11 protein-coding genes and 1 pseudogene are annotated in these 18440 nt (G+C 63.5%); 3 read left to right on the top strand and 9 right to left on the bottom strand.

Annotated features, from left to right (window positions below; genetic code table 11):
- A pseudogene (locus tag IFT76_RS17735) lies at positions 1-1817 on the top strand (Ig-like domain-containing protein); the annotation flags it as partial.
- A gap of 227 nt (positions 1818-2044) precedes the next feature.
- Here the strand turns inward: IFT76_RS17735 and IFT76_RS17730 are convergent.
- From IFT76_RS17730 to glnE, 9 genes are all read right to left on the bottom strand, one after another.
- Entirely contained in the window at positions 2045-3013 is a 969-nt protein-coding gene (locus IFT76_RS17730) for a PAAR domain-containing protein (protein ID WP_192059545.1), read from the bottom strand.
- 143 nt (positions 3014-3156) lie between these two features.
- The gene (locus IFT76_RS17725; protein WP_192059543.1) at positions 3157-4596 is read right to left on the bottom strand and encodes a lipopolysaccharide kinase InaA family protein; all 1440 of its coding nucleotides are present in this window, start codon (positions 4594-4596) and stop codon (positions 3157-3159) included.
- Positions 4596-5348: a lipopolysaccharide kinase InaA family protein gene (locus tag IFT76_RS17720; RefSeq protein WP_192059541.1), complete on the bottom strand. Its 753-nt coding sequence runs from the start codon at positions 5346-5348 to the stop codon at positions 4596-4598. The genes IFT76_RS17725 and IFT76_RS17720 overlap by 1 nt, the downstream gene beginning before the upstream one ends.
- Positions 5345-6079: a lipopolysaccharide kinase InaA family protein gene (locus IFT76_RS17715; protein ID WP_192059539.1), complete on the bottom strand. Its 735-nt coding sequence runs from the start codon at positions 6077-6079 to the stop codon at positions 5345-5347. The genes IFT76_RS17720 and IFT76_RS17715 overlap by 4 nt, the downstream gene beginning before the upstream one ends.
- A complete protein-coding gene (gene rfaP, locus IFT76_RS17710; protein WP_192059537.1) occupies positions 6079-6885 on the bottom strand; it encodes a lipopolysaccharide core heptose(I) kinase RfaP in 807 nt (268 codons plus the stop codon). The genes IFT76_RS17715 and rfaP overlap by 1 nt, the downstream gene beginning before the upstream one ends.
- Positions 6882-8003 carry a glycosyltransferase family 4 protein gene (locus tag IFT76_RS17705; RefSeq protein ID WP_192059535.1) on the bottom strand — a complete coding sequence of 374 codons (1122 nt, stop codon included), beginning with the start codon at positions 8001-8003 and terminating at the stop codon, positions 6882-6884. Before IFT76_RS17705 ends, rfaP begins: the two co-directional genes overlap by 4 nt.
- Positions 8003-9067: a lipopolysaccharide heptosyltransferase I gene (waaC, locus tag IFT76_RS17700; protein ID WP_192059533.1), complete on the bottom strand. Its 1065-nt coding sequence runs from the start codon at positions 9065-9067 to the stop codon at positions 8003-8005. The genes IFT76_RS17705 and waaC overlap by 1 nt, the downstream gene beginning before the upstream one ends.
- Before the next feature lies 1 nt (position 9068).
- A complete protein-coding gene (gene waaF, locus IFT76_RS17695) occupies positions 9069-10118 on the bottom strand; it encodes a lipopolysaccharide heptosyltransferase II (protein WP_122479760.1) in 1050 nt (349 codons plus the stop codon).
- Between the two features lie 212 nt (positions 10119-10330).
- Positions 10331-13339, bottom strand: coding sequence for a bifunctional [glutamate--ammonia ligase]-adenylyl-L-tyrosine phosphorylase/[glutamate--ammonia-ligase] adenylyltransferase (gene glnE / locus IFT76_RS17690; protein ID WP_192059531.1), 3009 nt, complete (start codon positions 13337-13339; stop codon positions 10331-10333).
- Positions 13340-13721: 382 nt separating this feature from the next.
- Here glnE and aceE point away from each other — a divergent pair, with 382 nt between their 5' ends.
- Positions 13722-16367: a pyruvate dehydrogenase (acetyl-transferring), homodimeric type gene (gene aceE / locus IFT76_RS17685; protein ID WP_122479762.1), complete on the top strand. Its 2646-nt coding sequence runs from the start codon at positions 13722-13724 to the stop codon at positions 16365-16367.
- 11 nt (positions 16368-16378) lie between these two features.
- Complete coding sequence (gene aceF, locus IFT76_RS17680; RefSeq protein WP_192059529.1) at positions 16379-18340, top strand: dihydrolipoyllysine-residue acetyltransferase; 1962 nt, start codon at positions 16379-16381, stop codon at positions 18338-18340.
- Positions 18341-18440 lie beyond the last annotated feature (100 nt).

The raw sequence follows: 18440 nt of genomic DNA, 5'->3' as shown, positions 1-18440 counted from the left end.
GGTACGAGCTGATTCCCAGCGCGGGAGCCACGGGGGTTTCCGAAAGCGTGCTGATCTCGGTGCAGGATGCCGCGAGCCAGACCTGGCCGGCGCCGCAGATTCACGACTCGACCGGCGCACCGGTTACCTCCTGGAGCCCTGTCAGACCCGGCACCACACAAGCCAACACCGCGAACTTCGTGCTGCGCGATACGCGCCTGCGCATAGGCGATAGCGTCATGCCGTTCTGGCGTGTGGCGGGGAATGCCGACCAGGCGATCCCGCCCATCAACGTCAGCGTTGCGGGTGAGGCACAGGGGGCCATTCCTGCGCCGATTCTGGCGGCTTCGCTGGGCAAGACGGCGGAGGTGTTTTATGCGGTCAATCAAAGTGGGGCGGTGAGGCCGGTGTCCGAGGTGTTGAGTTTGCAGGTGCTGACGTTGCCAGCCAATACGCTCAGCGACCTGCAGATTCTAGAAGCCATCGGTGGAAGCCTCGATGTGAGTGCCCTGACAGATGACGCTACGCTGCGCGTTGGTCATTGGCCACTGATCGTTGCGGGACAACAGGTATGGCTGACCCTCGAGGGCTACAGGTCGAATGGAACTGAATACAACATACGGATGCTGGCACCACCTGACGCTGTCGACAGTGCCTGGGTAAGCTCGGGAAGCAAGACGGTGAAAGTCCCTGTGGCTGAATTGAAGGCTTTGAGGCATCAGAGTAGGTTGACTGTGACCTTCAAGGTTGCCATGAACGGGGGAAGCAACGAAGCAACAGCGACGATCTTCGATTCTCGCGCATATGCGGTGGTCGCTGTGGCCGACAACGCGCCAACGATCAGCAGCGTGCGGGATTCGTGGAGCGAGATCAGCCCCGGCGGAACCACGTACGACAACAGCGTTACGGTGAGCGGTACGGCCACTGCCAGCCAGCAAGTACAGCTGTTCGACGGCGCGACGTCCAAGGGTAACGCTTCCGTTGATACGGGGGGGAACTGGAGCGCTCCCCTGTCGGGCCTGGCGCTGGGAACACATTCGATCACGGCGAAAGGGCTTTATGGCAGTGGGTTGGTTTCGGCAGCAAGGGCCTTCAATAAGGCGGCTCAAACGGCACCGATCATTTCCAGCGTGCGGGATTCAATTGAGGAAGTACCTAATGGCGGCACCACGCCTGACCTGACGGTTTCGATCAGCGGTACCGCCACGCCCAATACGCAAGTGGAAATCTTCGATAACGGAGCCATTTCAAATGGCGTTGCACAGGTGAACGCCGCAGGAAACTGGACTCATAGCGTGAGTGCCCTTGCAGCAGGCAACCATTCACTCACTGCCAAGACGCTGTACGGTAGCGGCGAGTCTTCGGTTGCGTGGGGATTCGTCCGGGCAGATGTGCCTGACTGGGTGAAGGAAGACTTCGAGCTTGAGCAACCTCGAGAATTCCAACCTTATCAAAATATTAGATTCCGCTACTTTAATTCGATCACTGACACTTCATCGTCAATTACCGGACCTAATAGCGGACTGCCCTATCCGACCTTTTCAGGAAGGTATTATGGCGTGAGGGGCCACTCTGAGAACTCCAGCTATTATCCTGTGGATTGGACATTCACCACTCCTATCAAAAGTATCCGTCTTAGCTTAAACCTCAACCGAGCGCCAAACGAGTGCGAAATACAATACAAGGACAGGTCAGGTGTGATTATGGCCACATCTTATGCCCGCATTGGCGTACAGGTTATATCCTCGCCTCAGGTTCCACGACGAATCGCTGCCATCCGTTTTTATCATCGAGGAACCGCGATCATGATCGATGAGATCACGTTGACCTACCGATAGTCCGATAATGTCGAATAGGTGTCTTGATACGCAAACAAAACGAGGAAGCGTTCACAGGCAAAAGGCCCGGCCACTAATCCCGCTTCTGTTAATAGCGGCGAAACCAGCGAGTGGAAGTCCAGAATTGGCGGTTGCCCACTTCTACTTCCACCCTGCTGGCAAACCGGGAGTATGGTTGACACCCTCGCCAACACGCCCCCGACACTCAAGTAGCTTGCAGCCCCCCCCTAGCGTCCCTTTCCAGCATCCGACCGCAGACCAGAACTGCACCGATGCTCACGCCTGCCCTTGCCCCAGTTTTCCCGCTCGGCTGCGAGTACCGCATTGATCATGGCCTTGGCAGTTACCACGCCTTCGGAGTGGCGCTTGTAAAGGTCCATGCCGATGTTGATGGCCAGGCGCTCGGCGGTGGCATGGCAGTGGCGCAAGGTGCGGCGCTGTTCCAGCGGTGTTTGTGCATCGATGCCATCGAGCAGCACAGCTGGGCAAAAACCTGCAGCCATGCCCAGATAGCCGTAATGAATACCCGCCCACAACCCGACGTGATACAGGTATCGGCCTTGCTTGTGCCAAGTGGAGTTCTGCAACTGCGCGACCTTGGCCTGGTAGTTCCACTCACGGTTGTCATCCATTTGTCCAACCCACAGGGCAACCGCTTCGTTCTTGCAAGCGTTGGCGACCACTTGTGGATCGCGTGCCCACCAGCGCGCGTGCCAGGGCAGCGCGTTGTAGGTGCGCATGGCCTGGGTGGCATCGTAGCGATTGAGCTGCCTGATCCTGGCGATGGTCGGGTGACGGACGTTGCGGTTGATCTCGCCGGCCATGTAGGTGGTGATCGACAGCAACTGGTCCGGATGGCCGCAGCTCTGCGCCGTCTCCACGAGGGGCATGGCAGCAAGCCGCGGTTTGACCGGGCGCAGGGACTCGTACTGGGTACTGAACGACGACGGGATCAGCAGGGCGTTGCAGGCACAGCTGCTGGTGCTGTCGAGGCTGCCGGCGACACGCCGACCGTTGCTCTTGAGCTGCTCGACGCCGCCGACGATGTGGAACTCGCCGGTGCTTTTTCCGCAGGACACGCGATCGCCCTCGCGCGAACGCGGAACGCCGAGCAGGGTGACGGCCCGCTCGCCACCAAGGACCGTGCCGCCACACGATGTCTTGTCGCCCAACCGGATGAAGTAGCCCAGTTTCATGTCCAACCCCCCTGCTCTGCCGCTGGCCCACGTAGGGCCGCCAAGCGACAGGAGTTTCCGGGAGTTGTGGAAGCACGTCTGTAGGACCCATCCGACGCAAATGCAGGAAAAGTCCTGAATTCCGTGCGCGACGTACGTTGCGGCTACATTTCTCGGGGCAAACGCTGATCCAGCAGCACACGCAGGGCACTGCCGTCCGGCCAGTTGCGCAGCAACCGTTCACGATCGCGCTGGTGGGCAGGGGCGAAGCTGCTGTCGCTGCCGTGTTGCTGCATGGCGTCGAGGTCGATCAGCGCCCAGCGGCCGTCGTGCCAGAACAGGTTGTGGCCCTTGAGGTCGCCGTGGCTGATGCGTTCGCGGATCAGGTCGGCGAACAGCTGGTCCAGGGCCTGGAGCTGATCCTCGGGAACGTCACCCGTGTCGACATGGGTGGCGAAGGCTTCGATCAGGTCCGGGCCACCCAGGTGTTCAGTCACCAGGTAGGCTTCGCGACGCAGCCACAGCACGCGCTTTTCCAGCACACCGAGCGGCTTGGGGGTAGCGATGCCGAGGAACAGCAGGCGATTGCCCTCGACCCACGAATGCCAGGCGCGGCTCGGGCGCCAGAAGCGCTTGCCCCAGTGCAGCAGGTTCTTGATGTTGTAGCGTTTGATCAGCAGGTCGCGGCCTTGGCTGTGCACGCGGCCGACCGTGGCGGCGCCACCGGTCTTGTAGATATGACCCTGTTCGAGCAGGGCATTGGCATCGCGCAACACTGGCAGCAGGGCCGCCTCTTCTTCGCGGCGCACGGCGCGCAGGCTGGAGGCGCTGTCCTGCACGCTGAACAGGCTGCATTCGCGGCCCACTTTGCTCAGATAGTCCTTCAGGCGCCAGGCGCGGACCTTGTCGATCTGCTTTTGCAGGGCTTCCATGGGCAGGCCGTGCTCGCCATTGGCCAGCAGGTAATACACCAGCAGCTCTTCGGTGAAGGGCTCGAGGTGCTTGGGCAATTGGGCGAAGAAAACGCCAAGGTTTTCCAGGATCTTTTGCCGCGACAGGGGCTTGCCGGCCTCTTCGGCCTGGATGCCGGCGCCGTCGATGAGGAACACCTGACCGTTGTGGCGCAGCAGGTTGTCCAGGTGCAGGTCTTGTTGCCACAGGCCTTTGCCGTGCATCTGGCCGATGACACCGAGGGCTTCGCTGAGCACCACGGTCTGTTCGTCGGCCAGAGGTGGCAGGGTTTCCACGCGGGCCCATTCGTCGGCCAGGCTGTGGGCGTTTTCCAGGTACTCGAACAGCAGCCAGCCGCCCTCGCCTTCCTGCAGGCCGTCGGCGAGCAGTTGCGGGGTGGTGAGGTGTTGTTCGGCCAGCAGGCGCACGCCTTCCAGTTCGCGCTGGAAATGCCGGGCGGCCTTGCTGCCGACCAGCAGTTTGGCGAGCACGGTGCGGCCGCGCCAGATACCGGCACCGACGTAACGCTGGCCGGGCAGCACGCGCAACAGGGTCAGCAGTTGCAGCTCGGCGGGGCCGGCGGCGTCAGCCAGGGTGATGCTCAGGGGCAACGCGGGAGTGCGGCCGGCTTGGGTCAGTTCAGACAGGCGCATCAGCGGCCTTCCTTGTGGTTGCGACGGCGGCTCAGGCGCTGCAGCCAGGCGTCGACCTGGGGGCTGGTTTCGGGCTGGGCCAGATACGCGGCGAGCAAAACGCGAATGTCAGCGGCCTGCCAGCGCGGTGCCCGGCGCAGCAACGGTTCGAGGTCCTTGGCGCGGTCGCGCTGGCCGAACAGCAGCGGGCGAGTCTTTTCCAGGTCGATCAATTGCGCCTGGTAGCCGCTGGCCGTGGCGCGCAAAAAAATATGCTTGGGGTAGAAGCAGCCGTGCACCTGCCCTGCCGAATGCAGGATACGCCCCAGCTCGCCGCACGCCACCAGCACCGCGCGGCGCTCTTGCGGGGCCAGGGTCGGCCACTGCTGCAGCACCGCTTCAAGGTCGGACCAGCCGTCCAGGGCGCGGGTCATGAGCATGGCACGGGTTTCACCCTGAACCTGGCGCTGACCGTAGAACACCGCCTGCAACGCCGGGATGCCCTGTTTGCGATAGCGGCTGATGTTGCGAAACTCGCGGGCGAAGGTTGGCTCGCCGAAGGGCCGGGCCAGGGTACGGGTCAAATAGTTGCTTTGCCGCTTGAGGTAGAAACCACGGCCTTCCAGGTCCAGCCGATACACGCTGCTCCAGCCGCCACGGCCGGTGTTGGGTTCGTCCACGGCGTCCAGTTGCAGGTTCCACAGTGCATCGAATGTGGCCAGCCCGTGGCGCTCCAGCAAGGCGCGCTCCTCGCTGGCGATGAAGTCGCTCATTCGCGGCCCTCGAAGAATTTTACGATCTTGCGCACACGCAGCTTGTCCGAGGCATTGAGCTTTTCGCGGCGGCGGTACTGCAGGTAGAAGCGCAGGCGCTGGGTGTTGGACAGTTCGCTCTTGCCCAGTTTGTCCAGGCAGGCGAGGTCCTTGATGATGCGATAGCGCAACATGAAGCTGCGCCAGAAAGCACCATTGGGACAGTCGATGAAGTACAGCACGTCCTTGTCGTCCACCAGCAGGTTGCGCCACTTCAGATCGTTGTGGGTGAAGTGGTTGTCGTGCAGCGTGCGCGTGTGCTGTGCCAGCTGCCGGCTGATGTGGTCGACCCAGGTCCGGTTGCGCAACCGCGGATCGTCGCTCAGCGCCAGTTGGTGCAGGTCTTGGGTATTGGGCAGTTCGCGGGTGATCAGCGCCCCGCGGTCATAGCTGGCGCCATTGCGTTCCAAGCCCCAGGCCACCACTTCGGCAGTGGGAATGCCCCACTTGGCGAAGCGCTTGAGGTTCTGCCATTCGGCCCTCACCCTTGGCTTGCCCAGGTGTGCGCGCAGGCCCTTGCCGGCACCCACGTAGCGTTTGACGTAATAGTTGACCCCACCGCGCTGCACGCGAATCACCTCGGACAACGGGTCGCGGGTCAGGCGCTCGCCGGTGAGGGCGAACACGCTGTCCAGGCTGCCGAAGTCGGCCTGCAGGTGCTCGTAGCCCGCTTCCAGGTTCCAGCCCGCCATCAGAGAGCATCCCCGTAGCGCAATTTGCGGTCGTACAATTTGTTCGCCTTGCCGTCGAGCCAGCCGAGCAGTACGGCTTCTTCCTTGAGCACGCGGCGCAGGGGCTGCTGGAAATAGTCGCGCAGGAAGCGCAGCTTGTCGCGGCGCGTCAGGCCAATGTCCAGCGCCGAGAAATACAGCGCGGCGAGGTCCTTGTTGCGCCAGCGGCGGGTGATGCGCGGACGGACCTGGGCACGGTGCAGATCGATCACCGAGAGCTTGAAATCGTCGGCCTTGACCGGCTTGTCGGTGTGCAGCAGAAAGTGGCAGATGTAGCAGTCGCGGTGGTTCACGCCGGCGCGGTGCATCATGCCGACCAGGCGCGCCACTTCGGCGATCAGTGCGCGCTTGAGCGCCGGTTGCGGCGGCTGCTTGGCCCAGTTCAGGCTCAGCACTTCCAGGTCGATGGTAGGCGCCAGCTCTTCGGTGATGATGAACGAATGCTGATCGGCCGGGTTGCTGCCGCGCTCGCCGTAGGCCACCGCCGTCATGCTCGGCACGCCGGCCTCGCGCAGGCGCTGGATGGCCTTCCACTCCTGGCCGGCGCCAAGCACCGGAAGCTTGGCGGTGAGCAGGTTCTTGGTGATTTCCGCCCAGCCGACGCCACGGTGAATCTTGACGAAATAGCCCTTGCCGTCGACTTCGGTGCGCAGCGTGCGGCGTGCCTCGAGCTCGCGGAACACTTCGCCTTGCAGCGCTTCGACGGCCACGAATGGATCGCGCCCGGCCCACAGCGTCTTGAACGGCTCGTCGAGCACCAGCTTCATGGTCGCGCCTCCAGGATAACGTCGGCAGCGTGTCCGGGCATGCTGTAGATGTCGGCGCTGTCGGCGAAGGCCAGGCCATTGGCCGACCAGGCCGCGCGGGCGCTGTCGTCCTCGAGCATGCGCTGCAGGCAGCGGTTGAGCTCTTCCTGCTCGAAGGGCTCGCTGAGCACCAGCCCGGCGTCGGCCTGGGCGATGTAATGGGCATAGCCGCACACCGCCGAAACCAGCACCGGCAAGCCAGCCACCACCGCTTCGAGCAGCACGGTGCCGGTGTTCTCGTTGTAGGCGGGGTGAATCAGTACATCGGCGCCGAGCAGGAAGCGCGGAATGTCACTGCGGCCCTTGAGGAACTGGACCCGGTCGCCCAGGCCGAGCGCTGCGCCCTGCATCTGGAACAGCTTGGGGTCGTCCTGGCCGATGACCATCAGCCGCACGCGCTTGCGCAGCGCCGCTGGCAAGGCCGCCATGGCCTTGAGGCTGCGGTCCACGCCCTTGGTCTTGAAGCCGGAGCCGATCTGCACCAACAGCAGCTCGTCGTCCTCGAGCATGAATTCGCCACGGAATTCGGCGCGGATCAGCGCCGCGTCCGGCGGCGCACGACGGTCGTGGGCGATGCCCGGCGGCAACAGGTGAAAGCGCGCCAGCGGGGTGTCGTAATGCTTGATGAACAGCGGTTGCTGGACCTCGGAAATCATCAGGATTTCGGTTTTCGCATCGCGGCCGAACACAGCCCGCTCGTAGTCGGCGAAATGCTTGTAGCGCCCCCAGTAGCGGTACAGCGAATGACGCAGGTTCTGTGCCTTGTCTTCGTAGCAGCCGTCGGCCGCGTAGTAGACGTCCAGCCCGGGCATCTTATTGAAGCCGATCAGGCGATCGACCGGGCGTTTGGCCAGGTCAGCCTGCATCCAGCTCAGCAGTTTCTCGTTGCGGCGATGGTTGAAGAACGCCTTGACCGGCGCGACGTGCACCTCGAAACCTTCGGGTACCTCGCCTTCCCAGATCAGCGTGTAGACGCGGATGCCGTGGCCACGGCGCTGGCACTCCAGGGCAATGCGCATGAAATCGCGCTGCAGGCCACCGAAGGGAAAATACTTGTAGAGCACGAATGCCAGTTGCATCAGCGAAGATCCTCGGCCAGTAACACGGTGCTCAGTCGGCTTGCCACGCGCTCGGGGTCGAGCCGGGTGAAACACAGCGGCCACTCGCGTTTGAGATCGAACCGACGCTGGTCTTCCGGCGTCGGCTGGTAGGTACAGGTTTTCTGCAGGCACGGCGCGCAGGGTGGGAAATCGCTGGCCAGGTGGATCTGGCCACGACCGTAGGCGCCGGTCAGGCCAACGTTGGTCGGGCCGAACAGGGAGATGGTCGGCACGTCGAGGGCGGCGGCCAGGTGGCCAAGGCCAGTGTCGACCGCCACGCAGGCGCGCGCTTCGGCCAGGGTCTGCGCCATCCCGGCCAGGTTCAACCGAGGCAACACCACGCAGTTCTTGAGGCCTGCGGCAATGCGTTGCGCGCGTTCGCGTTCGCTGTCGCTGCCCCATGGCAATCGCACCTGGATGTGGGCATGCCCCAAGCGTTCGGCCAGCTCGCGCCAGTAGGCTTCCGGCCAGTGCTTGGTGTCCCAGGTGGTACCGTGCAGGAACACCACGAACGCCGGGCCGGGAATCAGGTCGCGCCACTGCAGGCGATTGAGGCCGTAGTCGCCGGTGCCTTTGGGCAGGTCATAGCCCAGTGCCAGGGCGAACAGCTGGCGCACGCGTTCGACCGCGTGCTGGCCGCGCGCGACGGCCAAACGCCGATGATAGAAACGACTGGCCAGGCCTTCGCGGGCCGAGCCCTTGTCGAGGCCGGCCACCGGGGCCTTGACCAGACGCGTCAGCCAGGCGCTCTTGAGCAGCCCCTGAGCATCAATCACCAAGTCATAGCGGTTGGCGCGCAGGCGCTGGCGCAGTAGCTTGAATTCACCGCTCTTGTAGGCCTGCCAAAGGTTCTTGCGCCAGCGGCGGATGGCCACTGGAATGATCGTGTCCACGGCCGGATGCCATTTCGGAATCTCGGCGAAGCCCTCCTCCACCACCCAGTCGAAACGGATGCCCGGCACGGCGCGGGCCGCGTCGGTCAGCGCTGGAAGGGTATGAATGACGTCGCCCATGGACGAGGTCTTGATCAGCAGTACCCGCAATTCATTCCGCCTTGACTGTCAGTTCGACCGTGGCCGGCCCTTCTACCTGCTGCAACGCATCGGCAACCCGCTGGGGTTCCAGCAGGCGCAGGCAATTGTAGTGGCCGAAGCGGCAGGTGCGGTCGAAACACGGGCTGCAATCCAGGCCCAGGCGCACCACCTCGACCTTTTCTGCCAGGGGGGGCGTGAAACCTGGCGAGGTCGAGCCGTACACCGCCACCAGCGGCCGGTTGAGCGCGGCGGCCACGTGCATCAGGCCCGAATCGTTGGACACCACGGCGTCGGCGCAAGACATCAGGTCGATGGCCTCGGCCAGCGCGGTTTCACCGGACAGGTTGTAGGCTTCCTCGCGCAGGCCGGGAATCAGCCGCTCGCGGATCGCCTCGCCCACCGGGAAGTCTTTCTTGGAGCCGAACAGCCAGACCTGCCAGCCTTCACGGATCTTGATTTCGGCCACTTCGGCATAGTGCTCGGACGGCCAGCGCTTGGCTTCGCCGAACTCGGCGCCGGGGCACAGGGCGAGCACCGGGCGATCCAGGGCCAGGCCGAACTTGGCCAGGGCAGCGTCGCGGCTGGCCGGGTCGATACGCAGTTCGGGGCGCGGATACGGCTGCGGCAACAGGGCGCCGGGCTCGAAGGCCAAGGCCATGAAGCGCTCGATCATCAACGGGTAGCGTTGCTTGTCCAGGGTGCGCACGTCGTTGAGCAGGCCGTAGCGAAATTCGCCGCGCCAGCCGGTGCGCTTGGGGATGCCGGCGAAGAACGGCACCAGCGCCGACTTCAACGAGTTGGGCAGCAGGATGGCCTGATCGTAATGACCCTTGAGGCTTTTACCGATGCGCCGGCGCGTGGCCAGTTCGAGCGCGCCGTGGCCGAGCGGAAAGCTCAAGGCGGCGCGCACTTCGGGCATGCGCTCCAGAATCGGGCGGCTCCATTCAGGCGCCAGCACGTCGATCAGGCAGTCGGGGTGCCGTTGCTTGAGGCTCTGGAACAGGGTCTGTGCCATTACCATGTCACCGACCCAGCTGGGCCCAATGATCAGAATTCTCATAGTTTTCCAGAACAGTCAGTCGGGTGGTGCGGTGGTGCCAGGGATTTCGGTGCCAGCCTGTTCGCGGCCACTGGCCGCTCCTACGGGGATCGGGGTCACCCGTAGGAGCGGTCAGCGGCCGCGAACCAGACGCCGCGCAGTGCCTGAAAAACCGCGGAGCCCTGTTCGCGGCCACTGACCGCTCCTACGGGGCAAATAGGTGGGTACCGCCTTCAACTCAACCCCAACTCACCCCAGATCCGCATCACCTCGCGCCGTTCATCGATGAACTGGTTGCCCGGGATCACCCCGGCCTGCTTCTGCAGGGCCTGACGATGAGCGGCCGAGCGGTAGGCCTTGTAGGCTTCGCGCAGCAACCCCGCATCGGCGGCGGGCAACAATCCGGCCTCTTCCAGGCCTTCGAGAATGCGAATGTTGTCGGTGTATCGCAGCAGGTCCGGGTGCTTGCCCGACCACGCCAGAGCCGCGTATTGCACCATAAATTCGATATCGACGATACCACCGGCGTCTTGCTTGACGTCAAAGCGCTGGCCAGCTTCGAAGGCATTGGCGCCGCGCCCTGCTGCCGTCTGCCGCGTACCCAGATTGTCGCGCATCTTCGCGCGCATCTCGCTGACCTCGGCACGCAGCGTATCCAGGTCGCGCGGTTTGGCCAGCACGGCGCCACGCACCTTCTCGAACTCGGCGCCCGTCTGGCGGCAGCCTACCAGCACCCGGGCGCGCACCAGCGCCTGGTGTTCCCAGGTCCAGGCCTCGGTCTGCTGGTAGCGCGAGAACGCCGACACCGAGCTGACCAGCAGCCCCGCCGCACCGGAGGGACGCAGGCGCATGTCGACGTCGTACAACTGGCCGGAGTTGGTCTGTGCAGTCAGCAGGTGAATGATGCGCTGGCCCAGGCGGGTGAAGAACTGGGCGCTGTCGATCGGCTTGGCGCCGTCGGTTTCCAGGCTCGGGTCGCCATCGTGGATGAACACCAGGTCCAGGTCCGAGCCATGGCCCAGCTCGATGCCGCCGACCTTGCCATAACCGACGATGACGAAGGCCGGATCACAGTCACTGCCGTCGGCCCGCTTGGGCACGCCATGGCGCGCCACGGTCTGGTGCCAGGCCAGGGCCAGCACCTGCGCAAGAATCGCCTCGGCCAGCCAAGTCAGGTAATCGCTGACCTTCATCAGCGGCAAGGCGCCGGCGATTTCCGAAGCGGCCACGCGCAGGTTGTGCGCCAGCTTGAAATGCCGCAGCGCTTCCATCTGCTGCTCCAGGTCGTCCTCGGGGATGCGCGTGAGCCGTTCGCGCAACTCGGCGGCCAGCTCCGGTGCCAACGGCGGGTTGAACAGCCGTGCCTCGTTGAGCAGTTCGTCGAGCAGCAACGGGAAACGCGCAATCTGTTCGGCGATCCATGGGCTGGCGGCGCACAGGGTCAGCAGGCGACGCAAGGCATCGGGGTTCTCCGTCAGCAGTACCAGGTACGCCGAGCGCCGCGCCACGGCTTCCACCAGCGGCAGCACCCGTTCCAGAATCAGGTCCGGGTCGGCGTGCTCCACCGCCTGAGCCAGCAGGCGCGGAATGAAGGCGTCCAGGCGCTCGCGGCTCAGGCGCTGCATGGCCCGAAGTTGCGGGCTGCTGCGCAGGTCTTCAAGACGCTTGAGCGCCTGGCGTGCGTCGCTGAAACCGGCTTCCTGCAACTGCCGGCAGGCCGCATCGGCGTCGTGGGTTTCCTCCCACAGCGGCAGCCACTCGCCGCCGATCACCATTGCCTCGCTGTTCTCGGCGTCTTCGTCCGGGTCGGCGATCACCTGCGCGAAGTGCCAGGCGGTGCGGCCGCGCCAGTGCATCAGGCGCGCGTGAAAAGCCGGCCAGTCGGCGAAGCCCATCATGAAGGCGATGCGCGCACGGTCCCGCTCATCGTCGGGCAGCATCTGTGTCTGCCGATCGGCGATGGCCTGGATGGCGTGCTCGGTGTAGCGCAGGAATTCATAGCCCTCGCGCAACTCGTCCACTACCGCAGCAGGCAGATAGCCCTGCCCCTCCAGGGTCGCCAGCACCTTGAGCAAGGGTCGCTGCTGCAGGCTCAGGTCACGTCCGCCGTGGATCAACTGGAACGCCTGGGCGATGAATTCGACTTCACGGATGCCGCCCGAGCCCAGCTTGATGTTGTCGGCCATGCCCTTGCGCCGCACTTCCTGCTGGATCAGTTGCTTCATGGTGCGCAACGCGTCGATGGCGGAGAAATCCAGGTAGCGGCGATAGACGAACGGTCGCAGCATATCGAGCAGTTGCGCACCAGCCTGCTGGTCGCCGGCCACCACCCGCGCCTTGATCATGGCGTAGCGTTCCCAGTCGCGACCCTGGTCCTGATAGTACTGCTCCAGCGCGTTGAAACTGAGCACCAGCGCACCGGACGAGCCGTAGGGGCGCAGGCGCATGTCGACGCGGAAGACGAAACCGTCGACGGTGATCGGATCCAGGGCCTTGATCAGGCGCTGGCCGAGGCGGATGAAAAACTCCTGGTTATCGAGGGGGCGTTTCACCCCTTGGGTTTCGCCGCCTTCGGGGTAACCGAAGATCAGGTCGATGTCGGACGACAGGTTCAGCTCCACTGCCCCCAGCTTGCCCATGCCGAGCACGACCATGTGCTGCTGCTCGCCGCTGCGTCGGCCCATGGGCGTACCGAACTGCTGGCATTGGCGCGGGTACAGCCATTGATAGGCCTGGTCGATGCAGGCGTCGGCCATGTCCGACAGGTCGCGGCAGGTCTGCACCAGGTCGGCGAGGCGGTTGAGGTCGCGCCAGATGATGCGCACCTGCTGCCGCGCGCGCTGGCGGCGCAGGATGCGGGCAAGGTCGTCTTCGCTCTCGGCCTGGGCCACGGCGAGGGCGATCTGCTCGCGCAGTTCACCGGGCCTGAAGGGACGGTCGAGGTCGCCGCTGGCGATGAGGCCGAGCAGCATGGCGGGGTTCTGGATGGCCTGCTGCAGGACGAAGTCGCTGGCAGTGGTGACGCGGTCCCATTGTTGCCAGCGCTTGGTGAGCCAGTTGAGGGGGGTGGTGACTGGGAGGGCCTCTTCGCGGGCAGAGCCCGCTCCCACAGTGTGCGTGGTGCTGCTGAGATCGGCGAACAGGTCCTCAGCCCCCGCCACCGCCGCCTGGAACGACTCGCGATTGCGTGACACCAAAGGCGTGAGAACAGCCGGAATTTCGACCAGCAAAGGCAGGTTCATGGTCTATCCTTGTGCAGCGTGAAGAGCCTGGTAAAGGTCTGTATAGACAGGTTCATCTGTCCCTGATCTGTCGAACAAAGGTGATAAATAGCTGACTTTTCCAATATGTTGGCACAAGTCACTCACGCATGGCCTCAAGATGAATACATTCGATCACAGGTAACGATCCAACCCACAACCGGACAGGGGGCCAAAAGCCTGTATCCTGTGTCTACCCGGCTGCCCACCGCCCGCAGGGGCATGAAAAGGGCAGGGATTTGTAGTAAAACTACAGCTCGCCGGAAAAGCTGCCGGTAATCCAAGAATTCAATATCGTCTGCCCACAAGGCCAGTCGCAAACTCAGGCTTCGATTCTGGAAGCCTTTCCGCCCTGGAGCAAGCCATGCAAGACCTCGATCCCGTCGAAACCCAGGAATGGCTGGATGCCCTGGAGTCGGTCCTCGACAAAGAAGGCGAAGACCGCGCTCACTACCTGATGACCCGCATGGGCGAGTTGGCCACCCGCAGTGGTTCACAACTCCCCTACGCCATCACCACGCCGTACCGCAACACCATCCCCGTCACCCACGAAGCACGCATGCCTGGCGACCTGTTCATGGAACGCCGCATTCGCTCGTTGGTGCGTTGGAACGCATTGGCGATGGTGGTGCGCACCAACCTGCGCGACCCGGATCTGGGCGGCCACATTTCCAGCTTCGCCTCCAGCGCGACCCTGTACGACATCGGCTTCAACTACTTCTTCCAGGCCCCCACCGACGAACACGGTGGCGACCTCATCTACTTCCAGGGCCACGCTTCGCCTGGCGTCTACGCACGCGCCTTCATGGAAGGCCGCATCAGCGAAGACCAGATGAACAACTTCCGCCAGGAAGTGGACGGCAAGGGCCTGTCTTCGTATCCGCACCCTTGGCTGATGCCTGATTTCTGGCAGTTCCCGACCGTTTCCATGGGTCTGGGCCCGATCCAGGCGATCTACCAGGCGCGCTTCATGAAGTACATGGAAGCCCGCGGCTACATCCCTGCCGGCAAGCAGAAGATCTGGTGCTTCATGGGCGACGGCGAGTGCGACGAGCCCGAATCCCTGGGCGCGATCTCCCTGGCAGGCCGCGAGAAGCTGGACAACCTGATCTTCGTCATCAACTGCAACCTGCAGCGCCTCGACGGCCCGGTTCGCGGCAACGCCAAGATCATCCAGGAACTGGAAGGCGTGTTCCGTGGCGGTGGCTGGAACGTCAACAAAGTCGTGTGGGGCCGTTTCTGGGACCCACTGCTGGCAAAAGACGTCGACGGCATCCTCCAGCGTCGCATGGACGAAGTCATCGACGGCGAGTACCAGAACTACAAGGCCAAGGACGGTGCGTTCGTCCGTGAGCACTTCTTCAACTCGCCGGAACTCAAGGCCATGGTCGCCGACCTGTCCGACGACGAGATCTGGAAGCTCAACCGTGGTGGCCACGACCCGTACAAGGTCTATGCGGCCTACCATCAGGCGGTGAACCACAAGGATCAGCCGACCGTCATCCTGGCCAAGACCATCAAGGGTTACGGCACCGGTGCAGGCGAAGCCAAGAACACCGCGCACAACACCAAGAAGGTCGACGTCGACAGCCTGCGCAAATTCCGCGACCGCTTCGACGTCCCCATCAAGGACGACGAGCTGGAAAGCATGCCGTTCTACAAGCCTGAAGAAGGCAGCGCCGAAGCCCGCTACCTGAGCGAGCGCCGCGCCGCACTGGGCGGTTTCGTGCCGCAGCGCCGGGCCAAGAGCTTCAGCATTCCGACGCCACCCCTGGAAACCCTCAAGGCGATCCTGGACGGTTCGGGCGACCGTGAAATTTCCACCACCATGGCGTTCGTGCGGATTCTGTCGCAGCTGGTCAAGGACAAGGAAATCGGTCAGCGTATCGTTCCGATCATCCCGGACGAGGCCCGTACCTTCGGTATGGAAGGCATGTTCCGCCAGCTGGGCATCTACTCCTCCGTCGGTCAGCTCTACGATCCGGTCGACAAGGACCAGGTGATGTTCTACCGCGAGGACAAGAAGGGCCAGATCCTCGAGGAAGGCATCAACGAAGCCGGCGCCATGTCGTCGTTCATCGCCGCCGGTACGTCGTACAGCAACCACAACCAGCCGATGCTGCCGTTCTACATCTTCTATTCGATGTTCGGTTTCCAGCGTATCGGCGACCTGGCCTGGGCCGCTGGCGACAGCCGCACCCGTGGCTTCCTGATCGGCGGCACCGCCGGCCGTACCACCTTGAACGGCGAAGGCCTGCAGCACGAAGACGGCCACAGCCATCTGCTTGCCGCGACCATCCCCAACTGCCGCACCTATGACCCCACCTACGGCTACGAGCTGGCGGTGATCATCCAGGACGGCATGAAGAAGATGACCGAAGAGCAACAGGACATCTTCTACTACATCACCGTGATGAACGAAGCCTACACCCAGCCTGCCATTCCGGCCGGCGCCGAGGAAGGCATCATCAAGGGCATGTACCTGCTCGAGGAAGACACCAAGGAAGCGGCGCACCACGTCCAGTTGCTGGGCTCGGGCACCATCCTGCGTGAAGTCCGCGAAGCGGCGAAGATCCTGCGCGAAGAGTTCAACGTCGGCGCCGACGTGTGGAGCGTCACCAGCTTCAACGAACTGCGCCGCGACGGCCTGGCCGTCGAGCGTTCGAACCGCCTGCACCCCGGGCAGAAGCCGCAGACCACCTACGTCGAAGAGTGCCTGAGCGGCCGCAAGGGTCCGGTCATTGCCTCTACCGACTACATGAAGCTGTTCGCCGAGCAGATTCGTCAGTGGGTTCCTTCCAAGGAATTCAAAGTCCTGGGTACCGATGGCTTCGGTCGCAGCGACAGCCGCAAGAAGCTGCGTCACTTCTTCGAAGTGGATCGCAACTTCGTCGTGCTGGCTGCTCTGGAAGCCTTGGCAGATCGCGGCGATATCGAAGCGAAGGTGGTGGCCGAGGCCATCGTCAAGTTCGGTATCGACCCTGACAAACGCAACCCACTGGACTGCTGAGGAGATTTTTTGTGAGCGAACTCATTCGCGTACCTGACATCGGCAGCGGTGAAGGTGAAGTCATTGAATTGCTGGTCAAGGTCGGCGACCGCATCGAGGCGGAGCAGAGCCTGCTGACCCTCGAATCGGACAAGGCCAGCATGGAAGTACCGGCGCCCAAGGCGGGCGTCGTGAAAAGCATCAAGGTCAAGCTGGGCGACCGCCTGAAAGAAGGCGACGAACTGCTGGAGCTGGAAGTCGAGGGTGCTGAAGAAGCACCCCAGGCTTCCGAGCCTGCGGCTGCACCAAAGCTGGAAGAGAAAGCCGAGGCCGCGCCTGCCGCTGCCCCAGCCGCTGCTCCCGCTGCCGCGGCTTCGAGCCAGGACATCCACGTGCCGGACATCGGCTCGTCGGACAAGGCGCAGATCATCGAGATTTCGGTGAAGGTGGGTGACACCGTCACCGCCGATCAGTCGCTGATCACCCTGGAGTCGGACAAGGCCAGCATGGAAATTCCATCCCCGGCTGCTGGCGTGGTGGAAAGCATCAGCGTCAAGCTGAACGACGAAGTCGGTACCGGTGACCTGATCCTGAAGCTTGCGGTCGAAGGCGCAGCCCCTGCTGCTGCCCCAGCGGCCGCCGCTCCTGCACCTGCCGCAGCGGCGCCTGCAGCGGCTGAAAAGCCGGCCGCAGCGCCTGCTGGCGACAGCGTGCAGGACATCCACGTGCCGGACATCGGTTCGGCCGGCAAGGCCAAGATCATCGAAGTACTGGTCAAGGCCGGCGACACGGTCGAAGCCGACCAGTCGCTGATCACCCTGGAATCGGACAAGGCCAGCATGGAGATTCCTTCTCCGGCTGCCGGCGTGGTTGAAAGCGTCAGCGTCAAGCTGGAAGACGAAGTGGGTACCGGCGACCTGATTCTCAAGCTGAAAGTGGCCGGTGCTGCCCCCGCAGCGCCTGCCCAGGCGGCTGCACCGGCTGCCGCTGCGGCTGAGTCCAAGCCTGCAGCTGCCCCGGCGGCTGCCGAGAAGCCTGCTGCCGCACCCGCAGCACCTGCCGCAGCGGCCGGTGCCAAGGTGCATGCCGGCCCGGCCGTTCGCCAACTGGCGCGCGAGTTCGGTGTCGAGCTGAACGCGGTGAGCCCGACCGGCCCGCACGGTCGCATCCTCAAGGAAGACGTGCAGGTCTACGTCAAGGCGATGATGCAAAAGGCCAAGGAGGCACCGGCCGCTGCTGCCGGCGCCACCGGCGGTGCTGGCATTCCGCCGATCCCGGTGGTCGACTTCAGCCGCTTCGGCGAAACCGAAGAAGTACCGATGACCCGCCTGATGCAGGCCGGTGCCACCAACCTGCATCGCAGCTGGCTGAACGTGCCCCACGTGACCCAGTTCGACCAGGCCGATATCACCGAGCTGGAAGCGTTCCGTGTGGCGCAGAAAGCCGTGGCGGAAAAGGCCGGCGTCAAGCTGACCGTGCTGCCGCTGCTGCTCAAGGCCTGTGCGCACCTGCTCAAGGAGCTGCCGGACTTCAACGCTTCGCTGGCGCCCAGTGGCAAGGCGATCATCCGCAAGAAATACGTCAACGTCGGCTTCGCGGTCGATACGCCGGACGGCCTGTTGGTGCCGGTGATCAAGAACGTCGACCAGAAGAGCCTGCTGCAACTGGCTGCCGAAGCCGCCGCTCTGGCCGAAAAAGCCCGGACCAAGAAGCTCTCGGCAGACGACATGCAGGGTGCCTGCTTCACCATCTCCAGCCTCGGGCACATTGGCGGCACCGGCTTCACGCCGATCGTCAACGCGCCGGAAGTGGCGATCCTGGGTGTCTCCAAGGCCACCATCCAGCCGGTCTGGGATGGCAAGGCGTTCCAACCCAAGCTGATGCTGCCGCTGTCGCTGTCCTACGATCACCGTGTGATCAACGGCGCGGCCGCTGCGCGCTTCACCAAACGTCTGGGCGAGTTGCTGACCGATATCCGCACCATGCTGCTGTAACGCTGGCCGAATGAAAAAAACCCACCATTACCGGTGGGTTTTTTTTTGCCCTGAATTCGACCGCGAAGTACGGGAACGGTGTGCAGCGCAGAGCGTAAAT

Origin of the sequence: Pseudomonas sp. CFBP 13727 (genome assembly GCF_014841915.1) — a bacterium.
GTDB lineage: Bacteria > Pseudomonadota > Gammaproteobacteria > Pseudomonadales > Pseudomonadaceae > Aquipseudomonas > Aquipseudomonas baltica.
This window is presented reverse-complemented; position numbering and strand designations above follow the sequence as displayed.

Coding starts and splice junctions, on each gene's coding strand:
- IFT76_RS17730 (WP_192059545.1), bottom strand. CDS start 3,013: ATGAAACTGGGCTACTTCATCCGGTTGGGCGACAAGACATCGTGTGGC.
- IFT76_RS17725 (WP_192059543.1), bottom strand. CDS start 4,596: ATGCGCCTGTCTGAACTGACCCAAGCCGGCCGCACTCCCGCGTTGCCC.
- IFT76_RS17720 (WP_192059541.1), bottom strand. CDS start 5,348: ATGAGCGACTTCATCGCCAGCGAGGAGCGCGCCTTGCTGGAGCGCCAC.
- IFT76_RS17715 (WP_192059539.1), bottom strand. CDS start 6,079: ATGGCGGGCTGGAACCTGGAAGCGGGCTACGAGCACCTGCAGGCCGAC.
- rfaP (WP_192059537.1), bottom strand. CDS start 6,885: ATGAAGCTGGTGCTCGACGAGCCGTTCAAGACGCTGTGGGCCGGGCGC.
- IFT76_RS17705 (WP_192059535.1), bottom strand. CDS start 8,003: ATGCAACTGGCATTCGTGCTCTACAAGTATTTTCCCTTCGGTGGCCTG.
- waaF (WP_122479760.1), bottom strand. CDS start 10,118: ATGAGAATTCTGATCATTGGGCCCAGCTGGGTCGGTGACATGGTAATG.
- glnE (WP_192059531.1), bottom strand. CDS start 13,339: ATGAACCTGCCTTTGCTGGTCGAAATTCCGGCTGTTCTCACGCCTTTG.
- aceE (WP_122479762.1), top strand. CDS start 13,722: ATGCAAGACCTCGATCCCGTCGAAACCCAGGAATGGCTGGATGCCCTG.